Raw genomic sequence first — 19663 nt, forward strand, 5'->3', positions numbered from 1 at the left:
GAAAGTGCGTAGGTCTGAGCAGATGAGACATGAAATATACTGAGGTATTTTCATGTCTCAGTATTTTCGACAAAGTAGCAAGAAAGCTCTTATGGAACCGGATAGAACGATGTCGATTTAGGCATCCAACGCGATCATATATGGACAAATGCATCGTGTTGTACCGTTTATTTCTGCGTTGCATAGTTGCTGTGCGAAATCCCTGCCATGGCGTCAAAATACATATTAGTGCCATCACTGGGCAGTAGAGCAGCAAAGCGACAGCTGTAATTAGGACATAGAACACAGGGACTCCTGGATGCGTAATGTTTAAATATTTAGTTCAAGCGAGATTGAGCGAAAGCCTGAGATGGATTGAGTGGGCAAACCATGATTCGAGCCTTATTGCCTACAGGTAACTCACCTGGAGCTGGTACCCGTTCACCTCGTTGTGCTGCAAGTGCCAAGGTGCGCAGCAGCAACTCGCTAGCACGTTCAAGCGCAGCCTCATGTGTTGGGGCTGAAACTTTCAAGTCTTCAAAGTCACAGATCATTACGCTGACAAGACCGGATTCAGGACAATCAGTTTCGACCAAAGCAGGGTATGGTACGAAATAGGGAGCGATTTTTTGTGTCTGCCTGCGCCTGGCATCTAGCTTACTGACCAACTGATATGCTCGTAAATGGGTGTAGCGTTTCAGCATATTCATGGAGCGATGTCCTGATATGGCTGCAATTTCCATAACATTCAGTGTGCCAAGTTCAAAAAAACGGCTTATAGCTTCGTGTCGTAGATCGTGAAAATGTAAGTTTTCAATATGTAACACCAAAAGAGCATTGCGCCATGCGCTCTTAAAGCCAGATGAGGTGTAATCAAAGATATTTCCTGATAACTGTGCTGGCAGCATTTGGAGAAGATTACGCGCTTTGCGCGACAATGGTACATCGCGAGATGTGCCATTTTTTGTGTCTGGTAAGTGAGCAACTCCGTGTTGTAAGTCAACATGTTCCCAGCGAAGGCTAAGGATTTCGCCCTGGCGCATGGCGGTTTCCAAAGCAATGTGAAATATCATATAGAGGATCAAATTCCGCTCCCGGAAATGCCGGGATAATCTACGTTCTTCCGTTGCAGTTAGTCGACGGTCTCGACCCTTTGAAACCTTTGGCTTTCGAACCAATTCGACAGGATTAATACGGCAGGTGCCCCATTCCACGCGTGCAATGTTAAACAATGAAGACAGTAGCGCCAGCTCTAGGCGTACCGTATTGCCGGTGATATTTTTTCCTGTACGTGGATTAATTTGTGAGAGCCGTTCATCGCGGTAAGCTGCTATATCGACGGTAGTTATGTCATCCATGAATTTCCCTACGATTGGGTGTTTTTTGATGACGTTAACCCGATAGAATTCCTGTAAATGCCCCTTTTTATGAACTGAAACTGATTCGTAATATTTATCCAGGCCGCGAGAGAGAGCCATTTTACGGAGCCGTATAACAGATGACATGTTCATTCCCTAAAACCCGCTAAAATATAGCGTTAAGGGAAAAGGTCAATATTCCTGTCAATCCGGTACGTGGACTCAGAGCAGCGGAGTCGGTGCCCTGAGTGTTTATGTGTCTGATAATTCAAATAGGGATCGTTATATTGGTCAGCATTCGTTTTGCGCGATTACAGCTACAGATTTGCATAATGCGTTATGTCGTTTAGAGCTAGTGAACAAAAACGATTGGTATCTAATGATGAGTCACTTAACTTCTAACACATGCAGAGTCACCTGCTTCTGAGGCCTACTGGCGAAAACTGTCAATCCGGTACGTGGACGCCTGGCGGTGGGTTAACAGATGTCGCTATTAAAAATGGTGGATACGGCGGGTATCTGAATCAATGTCCGCCAGGGCAGATGTTAGTCGGCATGTACGGATTTATGAGAAAAAACGGATCCAACAGCTCAACAGAGGGTTATATGTGGATCACACCGTTCGACGCCACTCAGAGCGTCGATTGTTCACATAATGACAACTCATGTTCTAGACCGATGTATCAGCTCAACATAATCGAAAAAATTAAGTGCGGCTAACTCCCTGTAACCTCCCTGTCAATCCGGTGCGTGGGCCGCAGGCGGCGGATTACAGACGTTGACCGGCTCGTTGTGCCCCGGATCGAGTAATGTACCGGTGATGTACTATGTGACAGAGGGCTACGCTTGGGGAAACGGCAATCGTCGTTATACTGAAATCGGGCAAAAATGGATATCGTCTAGTCAGATTAACGATACGGGCGAAAACTGCTGGAATTCAGGCTCAAACGGCGAAAACGGCTCTGGCGGACAGAGTTGTGCTCTGTTCAATAAATACTCAAAAATAACGACTGTGAAATGTGGATAACGAGCGGCTAACGTGTGTTAGCACACACGTAGACGCCGTGCGTCCCTGAACCTGCATTATTGTTCCCATTGCCTTCTGCTTCTTGCGTCCTCTCAATCAAAAACGCTCTAGTCCCAGCTGGACATACGCAATTTTTAGTCTGTAATGTTGAGAATTCGCACACAAACTGATTTCTGTATCGATACGTTTGATAGAGTTCTATACCAGCATTTGGCGAAGAAGCCGCCCACGCACCGGATTGACAGGGTAATTGGCAGCTTACGGTTTCACACAACTGATCGACGTAAATTTAAGTATGTTATCTGTTTTATTGTCACCGCCCCCTGATGATTCACTGGTTTCAAACTCTCCTGCCAGGAATTTTTTATAGCCGTTTTGACAACCACACCGGCCTATCAGCGGGTTTGAAGTTGAGCAATAACGTTGGTCAAAATTGTTCAGCGTGTCGTTAAAAATGCCTGGTTTTGTTCCGCCATCCGTAACATTTATATAGCTGTATACCGATCTGGCTGCTATAGCTAAAATGTACTGACCGCCGGAATCACTGGCAGCTCCCCACGCACCGGATTGACAGGAAAGTACGCCACCTCTCTCATCACGGCTTACCTGTCCGTTTGGATAACAGGCGGCACCGGAAATATTGATTTTATCGAGTTGCAAAACACCGCCTGCAGAAAGGTTTCCATCAGCACTAACTGCTGACCCAGTGACCAGCCCGCTAGCCGTCATGTTACCGCCTGCGGTGATATCACTTTCAGCTTGGACCGTTTCACCTTTGACTTGACCGCCGGCTGTTAGGTTTAGACTAAAATTTCCGTACTCGCCGCGCACTTCACCACTAAAGTTGCCATTCTGACCATTCACTGTAGCAACGTTATTAATATTATTTGCCCCCATATCAATGGCAGTGTGCATCCTATTGAGATCTGGTCTCCCGTTAACCTGAAAACGGTAAAGCCGATCGTTGTCATCCTGGGCAGCGGATAGCTCGTCAGATGACAGCAATACAGCAAGATGGCCTGTTCCGGTGTTGGCTCCATAGGCACTGAGTGGAATACTCCAGGTACGTAGTGCGCCGGTAACTGTTTGACCATCATGGGTATAACCGCCAAACCCAGTTTTGATATTCTTAGACATCATAATTAGGCCTTTCAACGGAAAATCGCTTCCGCCAGTTGAAATGACCATGGCCTGCAGAAGATCTGTATTTTGTGCGTTTCTGACAACATGAGTCTGCATACGCTGGGCTTGGCTATTAGTTTCTGTAAAACCGACCGGAAGAAAGCCAGTATTTTTCAGCATACTGGTTGTTATCACAGAGGGGGATGTGGTGGTACTAGCGTTAAGCAGTGTTGCATAGTTACGGCCAATATAGGCTCGTGTGGCTGCTGCGTAAGTATTAGTTCGTAAAGCTTCGACTTGCCAGTTTTTATCCTGAATATAATCTTTATATTTACCAGCAGAGAAAGTGACTACCACCATCAGCACTAGTAATCCACCCAAGACGTCAGCGCTAGCCCAACCACGGTCATGTTTTTTCATCAGATGAGTACCCATACAGGTTGATATAAATGACTCAGCAGGAAGCAACCTCCGCTGATAGAAAACCAGGGGCCTAGAGGCCCTTCTTTTTTACCGGAAAGATGCCAGGTGAATTGCCACAGGAAGAATCCACCCATTCCGCATAGAGTGATGAGTGCTGCATCATGTAATCCTCTCCATGCCGTTAGGCCGACAATGAGCCACAGATCACCACGCCCGATACGCTGTACATTTCTATTAGCTAGCGTATTCACGATCAGCATTAAAGCGCCCATGATGGCAATTTCTTGCCACTGAAGATAAACGGTCTCAATGGATTCTGTAGCAACCCCTCCTGTGAGAAGACCGGCCAACAAGAAACGACCAGTAAACGCTAAAGGAAGGTACCCGCTTACTGCATCGGTAATACCTGACTGCAGTAAAAAGGCCAGCATTAACACACCAGTAACCCGTTCCTGCAGTGAAGCTGGTGAAATAACAGCCAACATGCTAAATAATGCAAAGATCCAGATCCCAATCGTAATTACGGGATCGCCGGAACGATAAGGAAAAGCAATTTCCTGGAAAAAATCTGATACCCGCCATATTAGGCACTTTCCAATGAGGGCGAATCCCAGCAGCAGTGGTAGGGTGACACCAAAAGTAACGCTGGTGACTATGATGGTACGCATGGCGCCTTTCCTTTAGTAGGGTGACACAACTTAAGTCCCTTCAGTTCCAGATAAATCCGCCAGATTCGATTAGCATATTTCTCACGGGTTTCGTGACGGTCCTTTCTGAATCCAGCGTTGTAAGAACCAAGACAATTCCACGTAACGCCGCAGACCTGAAAGTGCTTCGCGAGAATCCATGCACCTATATGGATATTGAGGCATGGTCGTTTAAGCAGATCTTCTGCCGCCTGAATGACTCCCATCCGTATGAGTCCTGGGATCTGGATTGAATTAACCTGCATCAATCCATAGTCCGTACTGACAGGATTCCCTTTTTCGTCCCGATTAGTATTGGTTATCCAAGGCCTAAATGTTGATTCCCCTTTTGCAATGGCTTTTAGCAACAGTGGCTCGATTTGGTAACGTGCGCCGGCTGCGCTAAAACAAGCATCGAACGTTGTTGGGGGGAGGGGCGACATAGCGAAAGTAGGCTGAGAATAAAATGGGAACAGAAAGATAGTCAGTGTCAGGAGGTATAAGAGAAAGCGGTACACCCGCATGTAGCCTCCTAAGTTATTCACACTGAAAGTCAGCGTGTTGGAGTTTGTTACGTCATTGCCTAACTTACAATTCATACAAGCAGACTAAATGGATACTTTGCCGTCACTTGTGGCGCGTCGCGGTTCCCGATGAAGGTATACCGCGAACACTCATTTCCCAGAAGACTTATTCATCTGGATCAAGCTTTGCAGTAAACGTTGAACACAGAAAAATCTGTTGCGGAAGGTAGGATAAGCATGATCACAGAAGATTGCAGGATGCTGTAATGAAGTGGGCAACACTGCATATGACATCCTTAGCCGTTTACGGTGAAAGTCAGCTTATTGGTCCCAGTGCTTCCATTGTCAGCTGTACACTGCTCGCTGGCATCTTCAGTGGTCACTTTGCCGTCGGCATGGTTGGTACTGTTCAGCGTAATGCCGTTGGCGATAGAAGCTTTGCTGATTTGGGTAGCAATCTGAATGCACTCACCCTGTGGCACACGTTCATAGGTCAATGTGAAGCCATTGGTAAATCCGGACGTGGATACCGGAACCAGCGTGACAGCCCCTCCCCAGGTGTTATACAGAGTGGCTGATCCTGAGGATGCCGTGCCGCGAACAGTCATACTTTTCGGCACTGCGCCCATCTGAATTAATGCTCCCATCATTTTTTCTCCGGAGCTAAAGGTATAGCCATCGGAGCCTTTCAATAGGTTCTGTGAACTGGTGATCAGTGACTGGATATTGGATGACTCGGAACCCACGTTAACTCGAGACTTGATCACCGCGTAGCTGGCTAAAACCAACGCAATGAGGACTAATACGAGTAACCCTATTCCCCCTTGTTCAAGAAATCCCCAACCACGATGATGAGTTGGCGATGACGTCGTTGTTGGCTGGTTAATGGTGTTTTCAAACTGTAATTGCATGATTTTTCCTCAGTATACTAATACGTGCTGATACTGCCGTCGTTGAGGGCATTAATGTCCACAACAACAAAAGCCAGTAACAGGAGCATCAGGATGATTGACAGATACATAAATAGACGTACAACAACCGCACGTTTGCTGACACGACCAAGCGCTTGCTCAAGCCAACGCTGGCCATAATTGCTAATAAGATCATCTGCGCCATCCCCCTGTAACAGAGAGAGGAAGTTGGCGGCCTCTTGGGATGGAAATTTGTAACCACAGTCCCTCAGGGCCTGGCCAAGATGCTTCCCTTCGCGGACGTGTTCTGTGATGGTATCGATCCGAACGGCAAGCCAGGGGGATGCAGATTCCTGGAGTAACTCCAACGCATCCTTCGTTTTTACTCCTGCGCGTAGAAGTGCACCCATATTGAGCAGAAAGGTGGCACCCTGAATATCTTTATACACCGACCAGGGCATCACACTGTCACAGGCTCGACGAATTCTGTCTGGGCGATGCCAGCGGGGAATTGACCAGATAATCCAGCTGACGACAAGGGTAAGACCTGCACCGGTTACTATTCCGTAATGACTGATGAACTGGGACAGCCCGTACAGAAAGCCCAGTGCACCAGTCCAGTTCTCAGGTGGGCTTATCCAAAGCAGGGAGGGGACCACTTGTGTGTTCAGTATAAATAACGTACTGGACAACATTATGGTTAATCCCAATGGATAGATGGACATTTGCCAGACGGCCTGTCTGATACGTTTACTGGCCAGCGTCAGCGTGTTTGCATACCCGAGGGCCTGAGACAGAGAGCCACTGCGAACGCCGGCGCTGATAACCGATGCTTCGGCGTGTGGCAACCATCGGATTAGTGTTCGAGCCAGTGTCCTTTCACCACTGTTTTCCCTTATTGCATCAATACAATCATCGATAAGTTCAGCGTAGGGATGCCAGTGCCGTCCGAAGTCAGTCCAAGCATCGCGCATCAGCTCTAGTGCGGTTTTCAGTTGCTGACGGTTTTCAATCAGGAAACGAAGGGCGTCATAGAATTGAACCCGATATTGTGCGGTGAAGGTTTTCCTCACAAAGTGATAACGTAAACGCCGCCAGAGGGTCATCTCACGCATCATCAACCTCCAGGCGTTCATCTTCATCCAGGGGGATAATGCGATTGGCCAATAGAGGATCAACCAGCCCATCATTGATCTTGCTCAGCACGTGTTTGACGCGGCTGATGCCTTGCATGTGATTAATCCAGTATTGGCGAGCAGCTACTTTCCCTTCCGTTTTCAACAAGCGGAATAAACGGTTGTTGGTTTCTATCACCTCGGCAATGACAGTGCGCCCTTTAATGCCTTGGCCTACCTCAAGCCTGAGTTGATCGTTAATGATAACTTTCTGAGTACAGGTAGTGCACCCGGCTGAGTTATGAAAATAAATATTGTCTGTTGTGCATAACTCTTTGACGTTGCAGTATTTTTCCAGAAAGGCTCGGTCCCTTTCAGACAGCGTTTTGACTTGTTCTTTCCAGGGAATACGGCAGTCCGGACATAGGGTTGGTACGAGCCGTTGACTGATTAATCCAATGAGTAGTTGTGCATCGCACAGCAGGTTTTCATTCACCCCCTGTGTCACCATGCGCTCGGGTATGCCGAGAGCAGAGTTTGTGTGCAGGGTAGTCAGCACCAGATGACCAGTTTGTGCGGCATAAATAGTCGCGAGCATGGAAATGAGCTCGCGCATTTCGCCTACCATAATTCCATCAGGGTCGAGGCGAAGTGCCGCCGATAGGGCACGAATCCAAGCTAAAGTGATGGCCTCATCGTCTGACTTGTCACATATAATCGGGGTCTGTACAGCATCAACTACCTGACCTTCCAGGGGATCTTCAATCGTCAGCAGATGCATACCCGGATTTCCATCCAGATACATGCGACAGGCAGTGCGCAGGGTGGTTGACTTACCAGAGCCCGTTGGTCCAGAAAGTACGATTTTTCCTTCTGGACGAGAAATCATCCTGGCCAAAAGAGTTACTTGTTCAGGTAGAAAGCCCAGTTGCTGGAAAGTAGGGACACTATTCCCGTCATCAGGAATGAGGCGCATCACAGCAATAAGACCATCCCCGGTGGGTTTGTGACTGTAGCGTGCGCCAAATAGCCCGATCTTCCTCATCATTGATGGCTTTAGACGCGCATCCTGTTCGCGATGTGGATAGAACATGGTTTCAGCGACATCCGATAGAGAGAGGATACAGGTTGCACACAGCGCTATACCTTCTCCTGGCTGGCGCTCATCTATCACATGCAAGCGGCCATGGATACGCATCTTGACCCGAAACAATGTTTCCGAAATTAGAAAATGAATATCGGATGATCCAAGTTTCCGAGCGAGAGAAAAATATTTCAGTATCTTTTGTTCACTTCCGCTCACATCTCCCAGGTCTGTTAGCTTTAGCCCACTTTTACTATCCATACTCGGAGAAGGTTGCTGTTTTTCTCTCGCTTCTCGCAGGTCAGACAGAGATACAAAGCGGTGGGAAGCATCAGGGTTTTTGGTTAGCAGGGTCATTAACTGCGCCTGCACCGCCTGGTTAGACCGCATGTTGGTATCGATAAGGATTTCGGTTTTATCGTTTACACGAGATAGCAGAAGGGACTCTTCAACGGTCGCGTAACTCATAACTAGCCTCCGAATATCAGTAAAGTACCATCGCTGAGCGTGACACCGGCAAGCGTGATGCTCTTGACTGTTTGATCTATCCCTGGCAACTGACTGCCCGGTGAGACGACCAACGTTTGTCCTGACGCCAATTGCAGTGTGGCGTGTAGCTTTTTATCGCGTCCGCTGATTTCAAGGACTACAGGCCGAGAACTACTGGTTATGGAGCGGGTAACAGAACCTGGAAGCGAGGTATATCCCACTGCATTGGGGGCAGGCGGTACGACTGATGGACCGGTTCCTGCGCGGTTTTCTTCCAATTGCCGTTGGAGTTGAGCGCCCTGAACCTGAGCTTGCAGAAGGATGTTGCGGGTATGGAGCTGCTCTAATTCTCCCTGCGTTAAGGAGGGTGGGGATACTGGGCTGGTTGATTCCGAAGCCTGTGTCTGAACGGAATAAAACAGGATTAGCAAGAGAAGACACGCGGTTGTTGGCCGACAATTATTTAGTTGAAGCATAAATTTTACCTTCTGTGGTGTAGCTGTACGTACTGCCGCTCAGCTCAAATTTGACTCTTGTAAGGCGAAGGCCCGTATCATCTATCCCATGAAAAAGAAGCGCCGGGGGCACTGGACCCGAGAAGTTGAAGGCGTATTCCTTCCAGTCCTGAATGGGTAATGGTTCCCCTTCTTTACCTGGGAGAATGAGTGCCGGAGGCGTTTCGCTGAAATTCAGCATGACTTGCCGACGTTGAAACCACGAGAGCACGCGCATCAGTTGTGATGAGGCATCAGGAAGCACTTCATCCCTGGCTGGAGTCTCTGGCAAAGGGATGGGAACGAAGACTTCTCTGGCACCTTCTTTTAGGTTGAAATTTGGGGTGACGCCGAAAATTTCTCTACTTCGCTTCAGGAAGCCTTCGGCGGTGCCTCCGGGTAAAATTCGATAGGATAGTGTCACTCCCTCGGAACTACAGGTTCCTGATGTCAGTTTCCATCCCTCAATCACGCTTGGTGCCGGGGATTGGATTAGCTGACAGTGAGTCAGCATTGCAGGTACTGTGATGCGTGTTGCCCACGGATGTGGTAGCAGCGGCGGAGGCGCAGGTTTGGCAAACATAACCTTAGCTCTTGCCCTTATTTCTTCAGCAGTTAACTCCGGCTCTGGTGCCGGCTGATTATATTGCCACCATCCGATGGCACTGGCGGCTGTAAGCAGCAGGGCTGTTAACGGTAACCATCGTTTTCCACGCAGACCATCAAACTCTACTCTGCACATCCGCCTGTCTCGGGCGGTGAGCGTCGCCGGTAGCGTGAGTACATCGGCGGGCTCATCAATGTTCGCGAGAACTTTCCATCCAGCGGACGGTTCCTCGTTCATTGATAGAAAGAGCGTTAATAGCTCCTGCATCCGGTTCAAGTTGCCCGTTTTATCCGCAGTGACAGCAGGCAACCCATTGATACTGGCCAGGAACACATAATCTGTACTATTCAGCTGATAAATGCCGTATCCGTTCTGAGTCTGTTGGCAGAAAGCAAGTGCCAGCGAATACAACTGATGATGGCGGTGATGTGATTGCAGGCGGCCTCTACCTTCCACAGCAACGTTATTTCCGCTTGCTCTTACCTTACCGATGACAACGTTTACGCCCATTCCGGGCTCCTGATGGGAGCGAGTCGTCTTCTGTACTAAAACAGGGACTTGGAATGAACGTTTTTCGTGCGGGACCCAGTTCAAGCCAGCCAGCCAGTAGCGGGATTTTCCTTCCCGGGCGGTGACAAGATAGCTATCGAACTTCATGTTAGCCTCCGGTGCTTTGGGGGAACGTTGGAGTAATGACGATCACCAGAGTGCTGCGCTCATGTTTTCCCGACTGGTTACCACCGAACAAAGGATTCCCAGGTGTGAACGTACCGGACTTATTCACTGAGGTGTTGTTCTGCCCGAATCCGGTCAGAACCAGAGACTGGCCTGCACGCAGGTTAGCTTTCTGACTCAGTGACCTTAGTTTGGTGTATGGCATCTCTATGTAGGAGTTGCCGTCTTTCGACGTGAAATTGCGGATCGTCGGCGGATCAGAAAGATTAAAGTTCACCTGTAACTGAACGTTGCCACTTTCCTGAATGAGCGGTAGCAGGGTCATATTGAAACCTGTTGTGATCATCCCAGGAGTCAGTGTTGTGGTAGCTCCGACATCCGTGGTAGTGGTTGTCGCCGACTGCGCGACATACACAGTTTGATCTGCCATCTGGATAGGGACTGCTGTTAGGTTGGTTACAGTGCTGGACTGCGACGTAACAACACTGACATCTCCCTGCTCCGATAGAGCTTTCATCAGCAGATTTGAACCTGAAAATTTCGCAGCATTACCGGTGGCGGTATCGAGAATTGATATATTGGCTGAAGTGGCTCCAGTGAGTTCGCCTGTAGCATTACTCAGTGACACACCAGCTGTGTGCAGAGATTTATAGACCAGGCTCCAGTCAACTCGAAAATCCTCATTATGCGTGTTCCCAACACTGAGGACCTCTACATTGAGCGCTACCTGTCGGTTCATGACGTGGTTCTGTTCGTCTACATAGCGAGCTACTGCGTCCTGGACCGATGGTGTATCTGTCACTATCAAGGAGGAGCTCGAAGATGATAGCCAGTAACGTCCTTTCTCTGGTGTCAGCATCGCTTCTACTGCTTTGCGCAGATCGGCGTACAAATCATATTCCTGGCCAGTCGTTGTGCTCTGAGATGAAGTCGCTTCACCCGATGCTGAGTTATTCTGGCCACCGGTCGTACCCATGGTACTTGTTGTGCCAGAACTGACGCTGGATGTGCTGGACGTTTTGGTATTCAGCATGGCCAGAGAATAGGAACGCGTTTCCATCAGATAAAACACAATGGTGTTGCCGTCCATACGCCAGTAAAGGCCACTACGGCTGGCCATCAGATCCAGCAGACCAGACAAATCCCCCTGCCACATCACACCCGTTAGACTTAGTGGTAGTCCACTGGACATAACCGGATTGGTCGTAGATGTGCCCAGACTGGTTAATGGTGGGCGGCCACTTTCATCTGGTACAGGCAATGTGCCGCTGATCTGGCGGGTGACGCCAGCACTGACGCTACTTTGGCTGAGGCTGAGTGCATCCTGAGTAAAAATTACTGGGGTACCGCAGAGCGCAGTAATCCTTTGTGCCAACTCCTGGAGGGTGATGGCGTTTTTGGCTTGAGTAATATTGCAGGATGGAGCCTGACGAGATTTTTCTCGTACAGCGATAGGAATAGGTTGCGGGTTGATCCACTGACGTTCGACCCAGGTTAGCGGTTGGGGATGTTGTGCACGCGGCAGCTGCGCCTGTGCTCTGGCAACAACCCCATCAGATTGCGCCTTGGCCTGCATCTTGTTGATTTCAGTGAAAGTGCAACCTGAGAGTAATAGCCCTGGGAGTATGGCTAAACAAGACGCCATCAGCAGGCGCCGGGAAAAAGGTTTCTTCATGAGGAAAATCCGGATTAGTTGAGGTAAACGACTGCGCCGTCAGGTATGCCTTGTGGTGCGGTAAGTCCGGTGGTCATACCGGAAACCCACGTCAGTTGCCCTCCCTGAAGTATGCCGATCATGGCAGAGCCACGGCTTCGGTGGCGTAGGGCTTCAATAAGGCCGGGTTGTTCTGGCATCCAGACCCACAGCCGCCCCTGCTGGAGTTGATGCTGTATCCTGGCATCTGGCTCGAACGGCAGGCTGAGCAGGTGGTATGAGACCGTGCCATCCCGCAGCTCGGTATGGTATCGGTAGTCATTGACTTGGTTTGCAATCATCAGTACCTGGGATGCATACACCTGACCCACCTGGTTCTGGGCCGATGTCTCGACAGAATGCCGTTCCTGCAGATCGATATCGCCGGAGATAATGAAAAATATCAGGCTTATAGCCAGGATGACCCAGCCCATTATTGACTTACCGGAGGGGTATCAGAAACTGAGACGACACACTGAAGGCGTGATGCCTGTCCATACAGCGGTGTCTTTGCCGTTCGATAAAGCTCAAATACTTGTCCCAGCATAGATTCATAGGCCCCCTGGAAGGTCAGTGGTGCATCAAGGCGATAGTCTGTTACCGACGTGGGCCAGATAACTGTCCACGTGGGGGATGCCCCCGATTCACAGCGAGTTTCCCCTGCCCAGTTCATCATCACTTCGCGCAATGTAGCTCCGGAAGGAGCTTGCCAGGTTTTTCCGATAGGCGTTGTCGTTACTGGCTGTCCAGTAGAAATCAGCGCTTTGTTTGGCACTACAGGGACTGACGGTACAGATACGGCAGTTGAAACTGCTTTTTTATCCTGAGTGGTAACCGGCGCCGGTACTGATGCCCCGCTACTAAATGGATTTTTCGTAAGTGAAGTGGTTGCTGATGTTGTGACTGGAACAGCAGGTATGGCTTGTGAGGGCACGTGGGTAGAAGTCATTTCACTAGGACGGCGCAGAGTCACCATTTGTCGATCCCAATCTACTTGACCCGCAATGGACTGTTCGGTCAGCAATTTGCTCAACACTCTGGTCCATTGATCGTTGGTATAGACTGACACAATACGGGTATTCAACTTCGGACGTAGCGCATTCTCATATTCGAGTTGCCATTCATGGGGGATGATGCGTCGTATCCATTGTTCCAATGTCAGATTACGTATCGGTGTAAGTGACAGGACGGCAACCGGGATGGGTGTCCCTGTAAAGGCCAGCCCTGGCAAGCCGTGAAGCATGTCTCCCTTCGGTTTCTGGACTTGGTTGGTTCTGGCTCCAGAGCCCACAAGCGGTGAAGTGCCACTGGTTGTGGATGCCGCTTTTGATGATGACGTCGTTGCTGATTGTAACGTGGGTATTGGCAGAGGCGCAGTTCGGGTTGGTACGCTTGCTGGTAGTGTCTTGTTTACTGGAATCTGTGTTGACCGTGGCGGAGCAAGGCGACGTTGCGTTTGAGCAATGATACCTGTGCTCTCACTGATCTGTCCGTCTACAAAGACCAGAGCTGGCGTGTCAGGTTGCGGAGGGCTATTTATTAAGCTTACACACCCTGACAGGAACGGAGACAGTAAAATCGGAATAGCACGTTTTTTCATGGTTTCCTCTGACAAGAAACGTTATTCAACAGGATGAATAACGAACGGGGATAAGGCGCAACTTGCCCCAACAATGGAGCCGCTTATATAAACCCAGTCCCCTTTATTGATAGTGATACGTTGGTGTAGGGAGTCTTCCTTCTGTGACGGTAAATCGACACTGAAATCCGTACCAGGGGCATAAGTGGTTATTGTTGGCGGGCAGGAGTGACGAAAATCGATCACCATTTCCCGCTGCTGTGCATTTTTAGGGGTGATGGTGACGGCAAGTGATGTGCCGTATTTCAGAGTGTCTTTTATCTCCCTCGCTTTTTTACCGTTTCTTATTTCTACTCTGCGGGTAAAGGGAGCTTCACGAACGACGTTGAAAACAGTTAGCTGCGCTAGAGGAACATGGAGCTCAGTCGGAGGTGTATTGCTGTTATCTGGCAAAGCGTTACCGTTAGGAACAACTGCAACAGTGATACGGCTATGCGGGGCTGTGTTGTCGGCCACTGGATGCGTACAGCCGACTATCAGAAGTGGAAATAACAAGGTAGCGTAACGTTTCATATTTTCTCTCCGGTAGAAATCTCAGGGGTGATAATGATGACCTGAAGGTCATTATCATTAAGTGCGTGGGCAACGAGGATGCTATGGCGCTGGGGAATAGAGAGAACCTGCGATAAGCTTAAATCACCTTGTGGAACTTGAACGTGCATATCAACAGTGAGCGTCATCGGTTCTGTTTTAGTTGTGACTGCTGGTATAAGGAGCATATCCACCGTGTAGCTGTCAGTACGATCACCTATCTGCACTTGTTCCTTTAGGGAGAAAGGCACCGGCGCTTTGTCGACTGTTGCGCTTGATGTTTTGCCCTTGTTCGATATTGTGACGCCTCTGTTCGATGCGATTTGAGCCAAAAGCTTTTGGCCATCGCCGTTAACGACGGTGATAACCTTTTTAGGTTCCCAGCCAGGTAAAACAGTGCGCCAGTCTGTGTTTGCTTCATTTTTCCGTAACTCGATAATCAGTGTATTAAGTTGGATAACATTCTTCGATTTTCGATTATCATCTCTTGCCAATTCTGTGGATTGATGTGTGAGGTTACAGCCTGCCAGCATCAATGAAAGGGCGAGGAATAACAGGCCAACGATTGTTTTCATGGCAAATATCCTGTAATAGCAGCAGTGTCAGAAATTTGAGCACAGTGAGTTAGGTAGGAAGAGGAGGGGGTTATTTTTTTGGACGGCAAATGTTGGTTTTTATTATTTCGAGTCCAAGAGTGACTATCTGTAGGTCGGCACTTATTAATGCGTTTAGGGCATTGTCATAGTCTTTCGTTGATACAGTTTCTATTGCAGCATCAGGTTTACAGCGCAACTCCACTGTCTCCAGATTTCTACTGATGATAATGCATTCAGACTTGTAGTGTATTCCTCTGACAACCTCTGGCTGTGACAGTATCATTTCTGTATTGATGACAGGCTTTAAATCTAGGGGGGTGTCACGAATGTAATTGAATAGTAATAATGATAAGTGAATGAAGATCCCATTAGCAATAATAATAAACGGCATTCTGTAAGATAAAAATTTCAATTTAATATTATCGCCCTTCCAGAATAGATTGGTAATTATAAAAAAACCTAATAGAAAAAAGGTTCCGATTATACCTAATGCTACTTTACCCGAAATATCTACTGGTTCACATGTAATCAACGAATCTGACAGTGCGGGGAATGCAGGTAATAAAAGCAGTAGCCAAAAAAAATTTTTTTCATCGTGTTCCTTGCAATAGATTCAATTAATAGATTTTCTAATAGACTTTAATTTTATTGTTTAGCCACACTTTCGTAGTGACCACGCTCATGCCCTTGAGTTCATGCCGCTCAATCGCCGCTAATAACCAGTGCGCGTCTGGCGTTCGCGCTGCTTTACCGGAGCTTTTTTTGATATATGAACCTTGACCCGTCACTACACAGGCTCGCCACCTGACGACTCAGGGCAGCATCATTACTGCTGCATTGGCACTACTTGCCGCGGTCTACCCGCTTTAGTGCTTCATGTTGAATTCCTTAAATATCACAAGACAGACATACTTGATGGGGACTAAAGGGATATGGAAATAAATTCAAACATTGGGATGGCTCCAAAAGGAACGTAATACCGGAGCTGGGCCGGAAAGGCTAAAAGGGATGGTTAATGCGTTGTCGGGCGCCAGATGCCTCTTGGGTGAGTATCTGCGCGGGCCCCCCAGGCAGATTCTGGTAGTGTGTGATGTCCAATATACAGGGTACGCAGCGTGATCTTGTTAAGTGAGATTTCCCGGCCCTGAACAACGGAGAAGCGGTCGAAATAAAATGATTGCTCGACTTGTTCATCTTCGTATTTTTTTAGGAGTAGTTGGAGGGTGACTGGAGCTGACATTGATCCCGTTGCTGAAAAGGCCTCTTCCATTCTGGTGAACTGTAAAATGTGTCTTTTATGGCTGCGCCGGCGCTCTATGACCTCCGATATGATCTGCTCGGGCCAAGGACAAATGCTGTGATTCCAACCCTGTGTGAACAGATTATTCAGCACGGCTCGAAATCGAAATAGATCGCAGCCAGCAGTCGAAATGGAGTTTTTCCACAGATCATTAAATAACGCGTCGATGGAAGGATTTTTGTTGTCGTTGAGCAACTGGCGTATCGTAGTGAATTCTCGTGTCATTCCACTAAAGGCTTGGGCGTGCCTGGCTCCTGTAAGCCATTCGGCTATAAATTTACGTTTTGCTCTCTCTGAGGTGATCTCGTGGTTTTCTACCGCCGTGCGCAAGGCGACAAGAATACACCACAAGAGATGGCTAAGTTGGTCTTGGGTGGATTGCATTGGTAAGCTCTCTTCATTTTCCGGTTTCTGGTAATGACATCTGAACATTCACACCGGTCATGTGAAAGGTGCCTGGCTGGCACACTGATATCAGGAACAGAGGGTGTTCACGAGGCAGGATCAGTACAGACGCCATTACCGGAAATCGGAACAAAAAAAGCCCCCGGAGACCGGGGGAAGAAACATGGAGGGTAGGTAAAACGTTCAGACTGATGATCCGATATAAAATGCTCCTGGTGTTGAGCGCAATCAAAAACCGTAACTGTCGGAATGCATAATGAGATCGAACAGCATTGCTGTACGTGAAATGGGTTGTTCCGTTTTATCCAGTTGAGTTAAAAAACGGTACTGATTTTTAGTCAGCCAAATTTCCGATGCAGCCTCTAATTCACCCTGTGCGGCAGGGTGAAGTGTAGGATCCGGATATTTCTTCATTAAGCCTTTAACTACTGTCCCTTTTATCGGCGAAATTTTGCTACCAAATTTAACAAAATCACAAAATGACGAATGTTTTTTAATTGTTTCAATTTTTTGATATTCAAAATTTGCCTTAAGGAAAAAATATCCAGGAAATACTGCAGATACACGTTTCCTGAAAACATTTGGTTTATCACTCCGTTTAACTTTTGTTATCACTAACGGAGTCCAGGGGGCAATATGTTGATCACTCAACCAGTCGAATAAATGCTCTCGTTTTTTACCTCCAGTAGCATACTGTGCTAGATACCACTGTCGGTTGTGTATGTCTTCAATGTTCATTTCAAAGCTCCGCCAGAACTAATCCCCGTAAGGATAATTCTGCCTTCGTAGAAGCGAACATATTCGGTTATGGTAATGATGCAGTCTTATAAACAAGCACTGAAGCTTGTAAGCTGCAGATTTGACAGAACCATGACTAAATATATTCTTTTTGAAGAACCTAACAGGCGTAATTGGCGGCACTACCTATTAGTCTCATCCCTATGTTTATTTGTTTGTGTGTTTTTGTAAAGAGTGAATCGGATTTCTCTTATAAATGCACCCTAAAGGGTGCATTTATTGGTTGCGTTTTGTTCTATTAGTATGGAAATCAAAAGATGATATGAACGTGTTAGAACTACGGAGCGCAAGGCTTCATTTCCCTCTAACTTCATTGACTTTGTGCAACGTTTTAAATGGGAGCGTACAGTTTCAATTGATATATGACAGATATCTGCAATCGATTCGTATGATGCACCATGCGCATACAGCGTTGCCACTTCTAGCTGTTTTTTAGTCAGTTCTGGAAATACCCTCAGCAGGGTGTCTGTAATATTGGGTTGTATCATGATTCAATCCCCGGCAAATCAACACGCAGCGAATATACGCGTAACTTGCACCTCCCTTAATGGGGAGATACCCCCGCCAAACACAATGCAGTTTGTGATAAAGAACATGAAACGCAGGTTGATGGAGCTCTGGGATGTGTAACAGATTGCTGTAGGAAGCTAAAGAGTGGTGACTGGATAGTACAGCGATAATAAAGACGTGTCTTTTTCATAGCGTTAAGTCTCCGCGTAGTATTGAAGGCAGCTACCACGGAGTTCTCACGCTCTGGTGGCAGCCCAGGTGGGGGTGAGAAACCGGTCTACACGGTACCGGCCAACCTTTCGGTTGCCCTACCTGAACCGCCATAACTGGTTTATGACGTTCAGTGCACAAAACACACTTAAATCGTGTACTCATGCACGTGTAATTATCGGGTTCTCACGCCCGTTCACAGGACTTACTGTGACGGCAGCAGGGTACTGGGTATATGACTATGAGTCAACTAAGTGAATTGAGGAAGCTGACTTGAATAGACGGAATCTTGGTTTCATAAATCTTGGTGGGACATAGGTGTCCCATGATCTCTCACTACAGTAATTAAGCAGTTCCTCGCCGCTAAAGGTTCCAGTTTTTTGGAGGCAACTGCTTATTCTGTGCTCAACGGCTTTCAGTGAGAGATTTAAAATTTTTGAAATATTTTTTCTCTTATATTTCATAGAAATAAGGAAAATAATTTCCCATTCTGCATTCGTAAAAAAGTGAGAAGGTTTTTGATAGATCATTGGTTTTGGAACATTACCATCGAGCAGGTAGCTGGGGCAAAAAATGTCTAAAGATCTCACTTGTAACATCGTACCTGCACATGCCCCATCATCATCATAATAAGGTGTTGAATCGAAACATAGGGCGTGCAGTGAATTACTCGCGCCGATAGGATGGGTTACGATCGATGAGAATTTCTCCTTATGCGCCATTACGAGCTCTTCTTGATGATGGAATCCTTGAGAAAGGTAAGCTAGGGAGGTGGGGAGTTGATCAAGTGTTTTGCCAACAATCGGATAGTCCATAGGTAGTTTCAGTAGCTTCATAAAAGCATTATTCGCAGCGATGTATTCTCTTTTGCCGTTTTTAATGGTCATTGGCTCCCTGCTAAAACATACTAAGTTTATGATTTGTTGAGATATATTGTGTTTTTTTTAATTAAATTGCTGTGAGAGATCATCGAAAAAATGCCGTATCCATGTGGTAGTTATGATTTGAAACATATCGTCCTAACTATATCTCAGCTATTATATCTTTTAGCTGACATTGATCTATCTTTGAAGTGAGCATTAAACAATGCTTTTAAGTGTCAGTAGTTGTGCTACTATGAAAAATAGCATAAGCATCATTTGGTTAGTTGGAGGTAGTTATGGCGGCGCCGATATACTGCAAAAAAGTCGCTGGTATGACGGAGTTCAAACGTGATCCGTTGGGAACTGTCGAATCGGCAGGGGGTGACGCAGTGGCTATTTTGAGCCGTAATGAACCGGCATTCTATCTCGTACCCATAGAGCTTTTTGAGCGTATGATGCAAGATGCCGAACAGCGTCAGGCAGTACTGGCTACTAAGTAAGTTTAGCCAGTTTGTAGGATCCTTAAATTGATCCTTGTTTAGCTAAGTGCTAGAGTCTGCGAAGAATTACTTTAGGTAATATTTTATTGATTGGTTGTCACGCCATAAGGTGACAAGAGTGGGA

At 47.4% G+C, this 19663-nt stretch carries 19 protein-coding genes; 1 reads left to right on the forward strand and 18 read right to left on the reverse strand.

The window, feature by feature from the left end:
- Positions 1-317 precede the first annotated feature (317 nt).
- The 18 genes from DCX48_00305 to DCX48_00390 form a co-directional block, all read right to left on the reverse strand.
- On the reverse strand, positions 318-1484 hold the full coding sequence (locus DCX48_00305) for a site-specific integrase (protein ID QXE13070.1): 1167 nt from the start codon (positions 1482-1484) through the stop codon (positions 318-320).
- 1138 nt (positions 1485-2622) lie between these two features.
- A complete protein-coding gene (gene pilV, locus DCX48_00310; GenBank protein QXE13128.1) occupies positions 2623-3846 on the reverse strand; it encodes a shufflon system plasmid conjugative transfer pilus tip adhesin PilV in 1224 nt (407 codons plus the stop codon).
- Between the two features lie 59 nt (positions 3847-3905).
- On the reverse strand, positions 3906-4577 hold the full coding sequence (locus DCX48_00315; GenBank protein QXE13071.1) for a prepilin peptidase: 672 nt from the start codon (positions 4575-4577) through the stop codon (positions 3906-3908).
- The gene (locus DCX48_00320) at positions 4562-5038 is read right to left on the reverse strand and encodes a pilus assembly protein (GenBank protein QXE13129.1); all 477 of its coding nucleotides are present in this window, start codon (positions 5036-5038) and stop codon (positions 4562-4564) included. The genes DCX48_00315 and DCX48_00320 overlap by 16 nt, the downstream gene beginning before the upstream one ends.
- A gap of 377 nt (positions 5039-5415) precedes the next feature.
- Entirely contained in the window at positions 5416-6030 is a 615-nt protein-coding gene (locus tag DCX48_00325) for a DUF3309 family protein (protein QXE13072.1), read from the reverse strand.
- 17 nt (positions 6031-6047) lie between these two features.
- The gene (locus DCX48_00330) at positions 6048-7145 is read right to left on the reverse strand and encodes a pilus assembly protein PilR (GenBank protein QXE13130.1); all 1098 of its coding nucleotides are present in this window, start codon (positions 7143-7145) and stop codon (positions 6048-6050) included.
- On the reverse strand, positions 7138-8697 hold the full coding sequence (locus DCX48_00335) for an ATP-binding protein (protein QXE13073.1): 1560 nt from the start codon (positions 8695-8697) through the stop codon (positions 7138-7140). Before DCX48_00335 ends, DCX48_00330 begins: the two co-directional genes overlap by 8 nt.
- 2 nt (positions 8698-8699) lie before the next feature.
- Positions 8700-9194: a type IV pilus biogenesis protein PilP gene (gene pilP, locus DCX48_00340; protein ID QXE13074.1), complete on the reverse strand. Its 495-nt coding sequence runs from the start codon at positions 9192-9194 to the stop codon at positions 8700-8702.
- Complete coding sequence (locus DCX48_00345; GenBank protein QXE13075.1) at positions 9178-10476, reverse strand: pilus assembly protein PilO; 1299 nt, start codon at positions 10474-10476, stop codon at positions 9178-9180. The genes pilP and DCX48_00345 overlap by 17 nt, the downstream gene beginning before the upstream one ends.
- A 1-nt stretch (position 10477) precedes the next feature.
- Positions 10478-12169 (reverse strand): PilN family type IVB pilus formation outer membrane protein, encoded by a 1692-nt coding sequence (locus tag DCX48_00350; GenBank protein ID QXE13076.1) that lies wholly within the window; start codon positions 12167-12169, stop codon positions 10478-10480.
- A 14-nt stretch (positions 12170-12183) separates the two neighbouring features.
- Positions 12184-12621: a pilus assembly protein PilP gene (locus DCX48_00355; GenBank protein ID QXE13077.1), complete on the reverse strand. Its 438-nt coding sequence runs from the start codon at positions 12619-12621 to the stop codon at positions 12184-12186.
- Positions 12621-13787, reverse strand: a complete 1167-nt coding sequence (locus DCX48_00360) for a pili assembly chaperone (protein QXE13078.1) — start codon at positions 13785-13787, stop codon at positions 12621-12623. Before DCX48_00360 ends, DCX48_00355 begins: the two co-directional genes overlap by 1 nt.
- 21 nt (positions 13788-13808) lie before the next feature.
- Entirely contained in the window at positions 13809-14339 is a 531-nt protein-coding gene (locus DCX48_00365) for a hypothetical protein (GenBank protein QXE13079.1), read from the reverse strand.
- Positions 14336-14932 (reverse strand): hypothetical protein, encoded by a 597-nt coding sequence (locus DCX48_00370; GenBank protein QXE13080.1) that lies wholly within the window; start codon positions 14930-14932, stop codon positions 14336-14338. Before DCX48_00370 ends, DCX48_00365 begins: the two co-directional genes overlap by 4 nt.
- Positions 14933-15965: 1033 nt before the next feature.
- On the reverse strand, positions 15966-16637 hold the full coding sequence (locus DCX48_00375; GenBank protein QXE13081.1) for a hypothetical protein: 672 nt from the start codon (positions 16635-16637) through the stop codon (positions 15966-15968).
- A gap of 249 nt (positions 16638-16886) precedes the next feature.
- Positions 16887-17396, reverse strand: a complete 510-nt coding sequence (locus tag DCX48_00380; GenBank protein ID QXE13082.1) for a transcription termination factor NusG — start codon at positions 17394-17396, stop codon at positions 16887-16889.
- A gap of 263 nt (positions 17397-17659) precedes the next feature.
- A complete protein-coding gene (locus tag DCX48_00385) occupies positions 17660-17944 on the reverse strand; it encodes a conjugal transfer protein TraA (protein QXE13083.1) in 285 nt (94 codons plus the stop codon).
- Between the two features lie 471 nt (positions 17945-18415).
- Positions 18416-19063: a hypothetical protein gene (locus DCX48_00390; GenBank protein ID QXE13084.1), complete on the reverse strand. Its 648-nt coding sequence runs from the start codon at positions 19061-19063 to the stop codon at positions 18416-18418.
- 272 nt (positions 19064-19335) lie between these two features.
- Between DCX48_00390 and DCX48_00395 the strand changes: the two genes are divergently transcribed.
- The gene (locus DCX48_00395) at positions 19336-19539 is read left to right on the forward strand and encodes a type II toxin-antitoxin system prevent-host-death family antitoxin (GenBank protein ID QXE13085.1); all 204 of its coding nucleotides are present in this window, start codon (positions 19336-19338) and stop codon (positions 19537-19539) included.
- Positions 19540-19663: the final 124 nt, after the last annotated feature.

The sequence above is a fragment of the Pectobacterium atrosepticum genome (assembly GCA_019056595.1).
GTDB classification, from domain to species: domain Bacteria; phylum Pseudomonadota; class Gammaproteobacteria; order Enterobacterales; family Enterobacteriaceae; genus Pectobacterium; species Pectobacterium atrosepticum.

What these genes read in the sequence shown, in the direction of transcription:
- DCX48_00325 (QXE13072.1), bottom strand. Translation starts at nt 6,030, where the DNA reads ATGCAATTACAGTTTGAAAACACCATTAACCAGCCAACAACGACGTCA.
- DCX48_00355 (QXE13077.1), bottom strand. Translation starts at nt 12,621, where the DNA reads ATGGGCTGGGTCATCCTGGCTATAAGCCTGATATTTTTCATTATCTCC.
- DCX48_00385 (QXE13083.1), bottom strand. Translation starts at nt 17,944, where the DNA reads ATGATACAACCCAATATTACAGACACCCTGCTGAGGGTATTTCCAGAA.
- DCX48_00370 (QXE13080.1), bottom strand. Translation starts at nt 14,932, where the DNA reads ATGAAAACAATCGTTGGCCTGTTATTCCTCGCCCTTTCATTGATGCTG.
- DCX48_00395 (QXE13085.1), top strand. Translation starts at nt 19,336, where the DNA reads ATGGCGGCGCCGATATACTGCAAAAAAGTCGCTGGTATGACGGAGTTC.
- DCX48_00315 (QXE13071.1), bottom strand. Translation starts at nt 4,577, where the DNA reads ATGCGTACCATCATAGTCACCAGCGTTACTTTTGGTGTCACCCTACCA.
- DCX48_00335 (QXE13073.1), bottom strand. Translation starts at nt 8,697, where the DNA reads ATGAGTTACGCGACCGTTGAAGAGTCCCTTCTGCTATCTCGTGTAAAC.
- DCX48_00305 (QXE13070.1), bottom strand. Translation starts at nt 1,484, where the DNA reads ATGTCATCTGTTATACGGCTCCGTAAAATGGCTCTCTCTCGCGGCCTG.
- DCX48_00390 (QXE13084.1), bottom strand. Translation starts at nt 19,063, where the DNA reads ATGACCATTAAAAACGGCAAAAGAGAATACATCGCTGCGAATAATGCT.
- pilP (QXE13074.1), bottom strand. Translation starts at nt 9,194, where the DNA reads ATGCTTCAACTAAATAATTGTCGGCCAACAACCGCGTGTCTTCTCTTG.
- DCX48_00330 (QXE13130.1), bottom strand. Translation starts at nt 7,145, where the DNA reads ATGCGTGAGATGACCCTCTGGCGGCGTTTACGTTATCACTTTGTGAGG.
- pilV (QXE13128.1), bottom strand. Translation starts at nt 3,846, where the DNA reads ATGGTGGTAGTCACTTTCTCTGCTGGTAAATATAAAGATTATATTCAG.
- DCX48_00320 (QXE13129.1), bottom strand. Translation starts at nt 5,038, where the DNA reads ATGTCGCCCCTCCCCCCAACAACGTTCGATGCTTGTTTTAGCGCAGCC.
- DCX48_00345 (QXE13075.1), bottom strand. Translation starts at nt 10,476, where the DNA reads ATGAAGTTCGATAGCTATCTTGTCACCGCCCGGGAAGGAAAATCCCGC.
- DCX48_00350 (QXE13076.1), bottom strand. Translation starts at nt 12,169, where the DNA reads ATGAAGAAACCTTTTTCCCGGCGCCTGCTGATGGCGTCTTGTTTAGCC.
- DCX48_00380 (QXE13082.1), bottom strand. Translation starts at nt 17,396, where the DNA reads ATGAACATTGAAGACATACACAACCGACAGTGGTATCTAGCACAGTAT.
- DCX48_00360 (QXE13078.1), bottom strand. Translation starts at nt 13,787, where the DNA reads ATGAAAAAACGTGCTATTCCGATTTTACTGTCTCCGTTCCTGTCAGGG.
- DCX48_00365 (QXE13079.1), bottom strand. Translation starts at nt 14,339, where the DNA reads ATGAAACGTTACGCTACCTTGTTATTTCCACTTCTGATAGTCGGCTGT.
- DCX48_00375 (QXE13081.1), bottom strand. Translation starts at nt 16,637, where the DNA reads ATGCAATCCACCCAAGACCAACTTAGCCATCTCTTGTGGTGTATTCTT.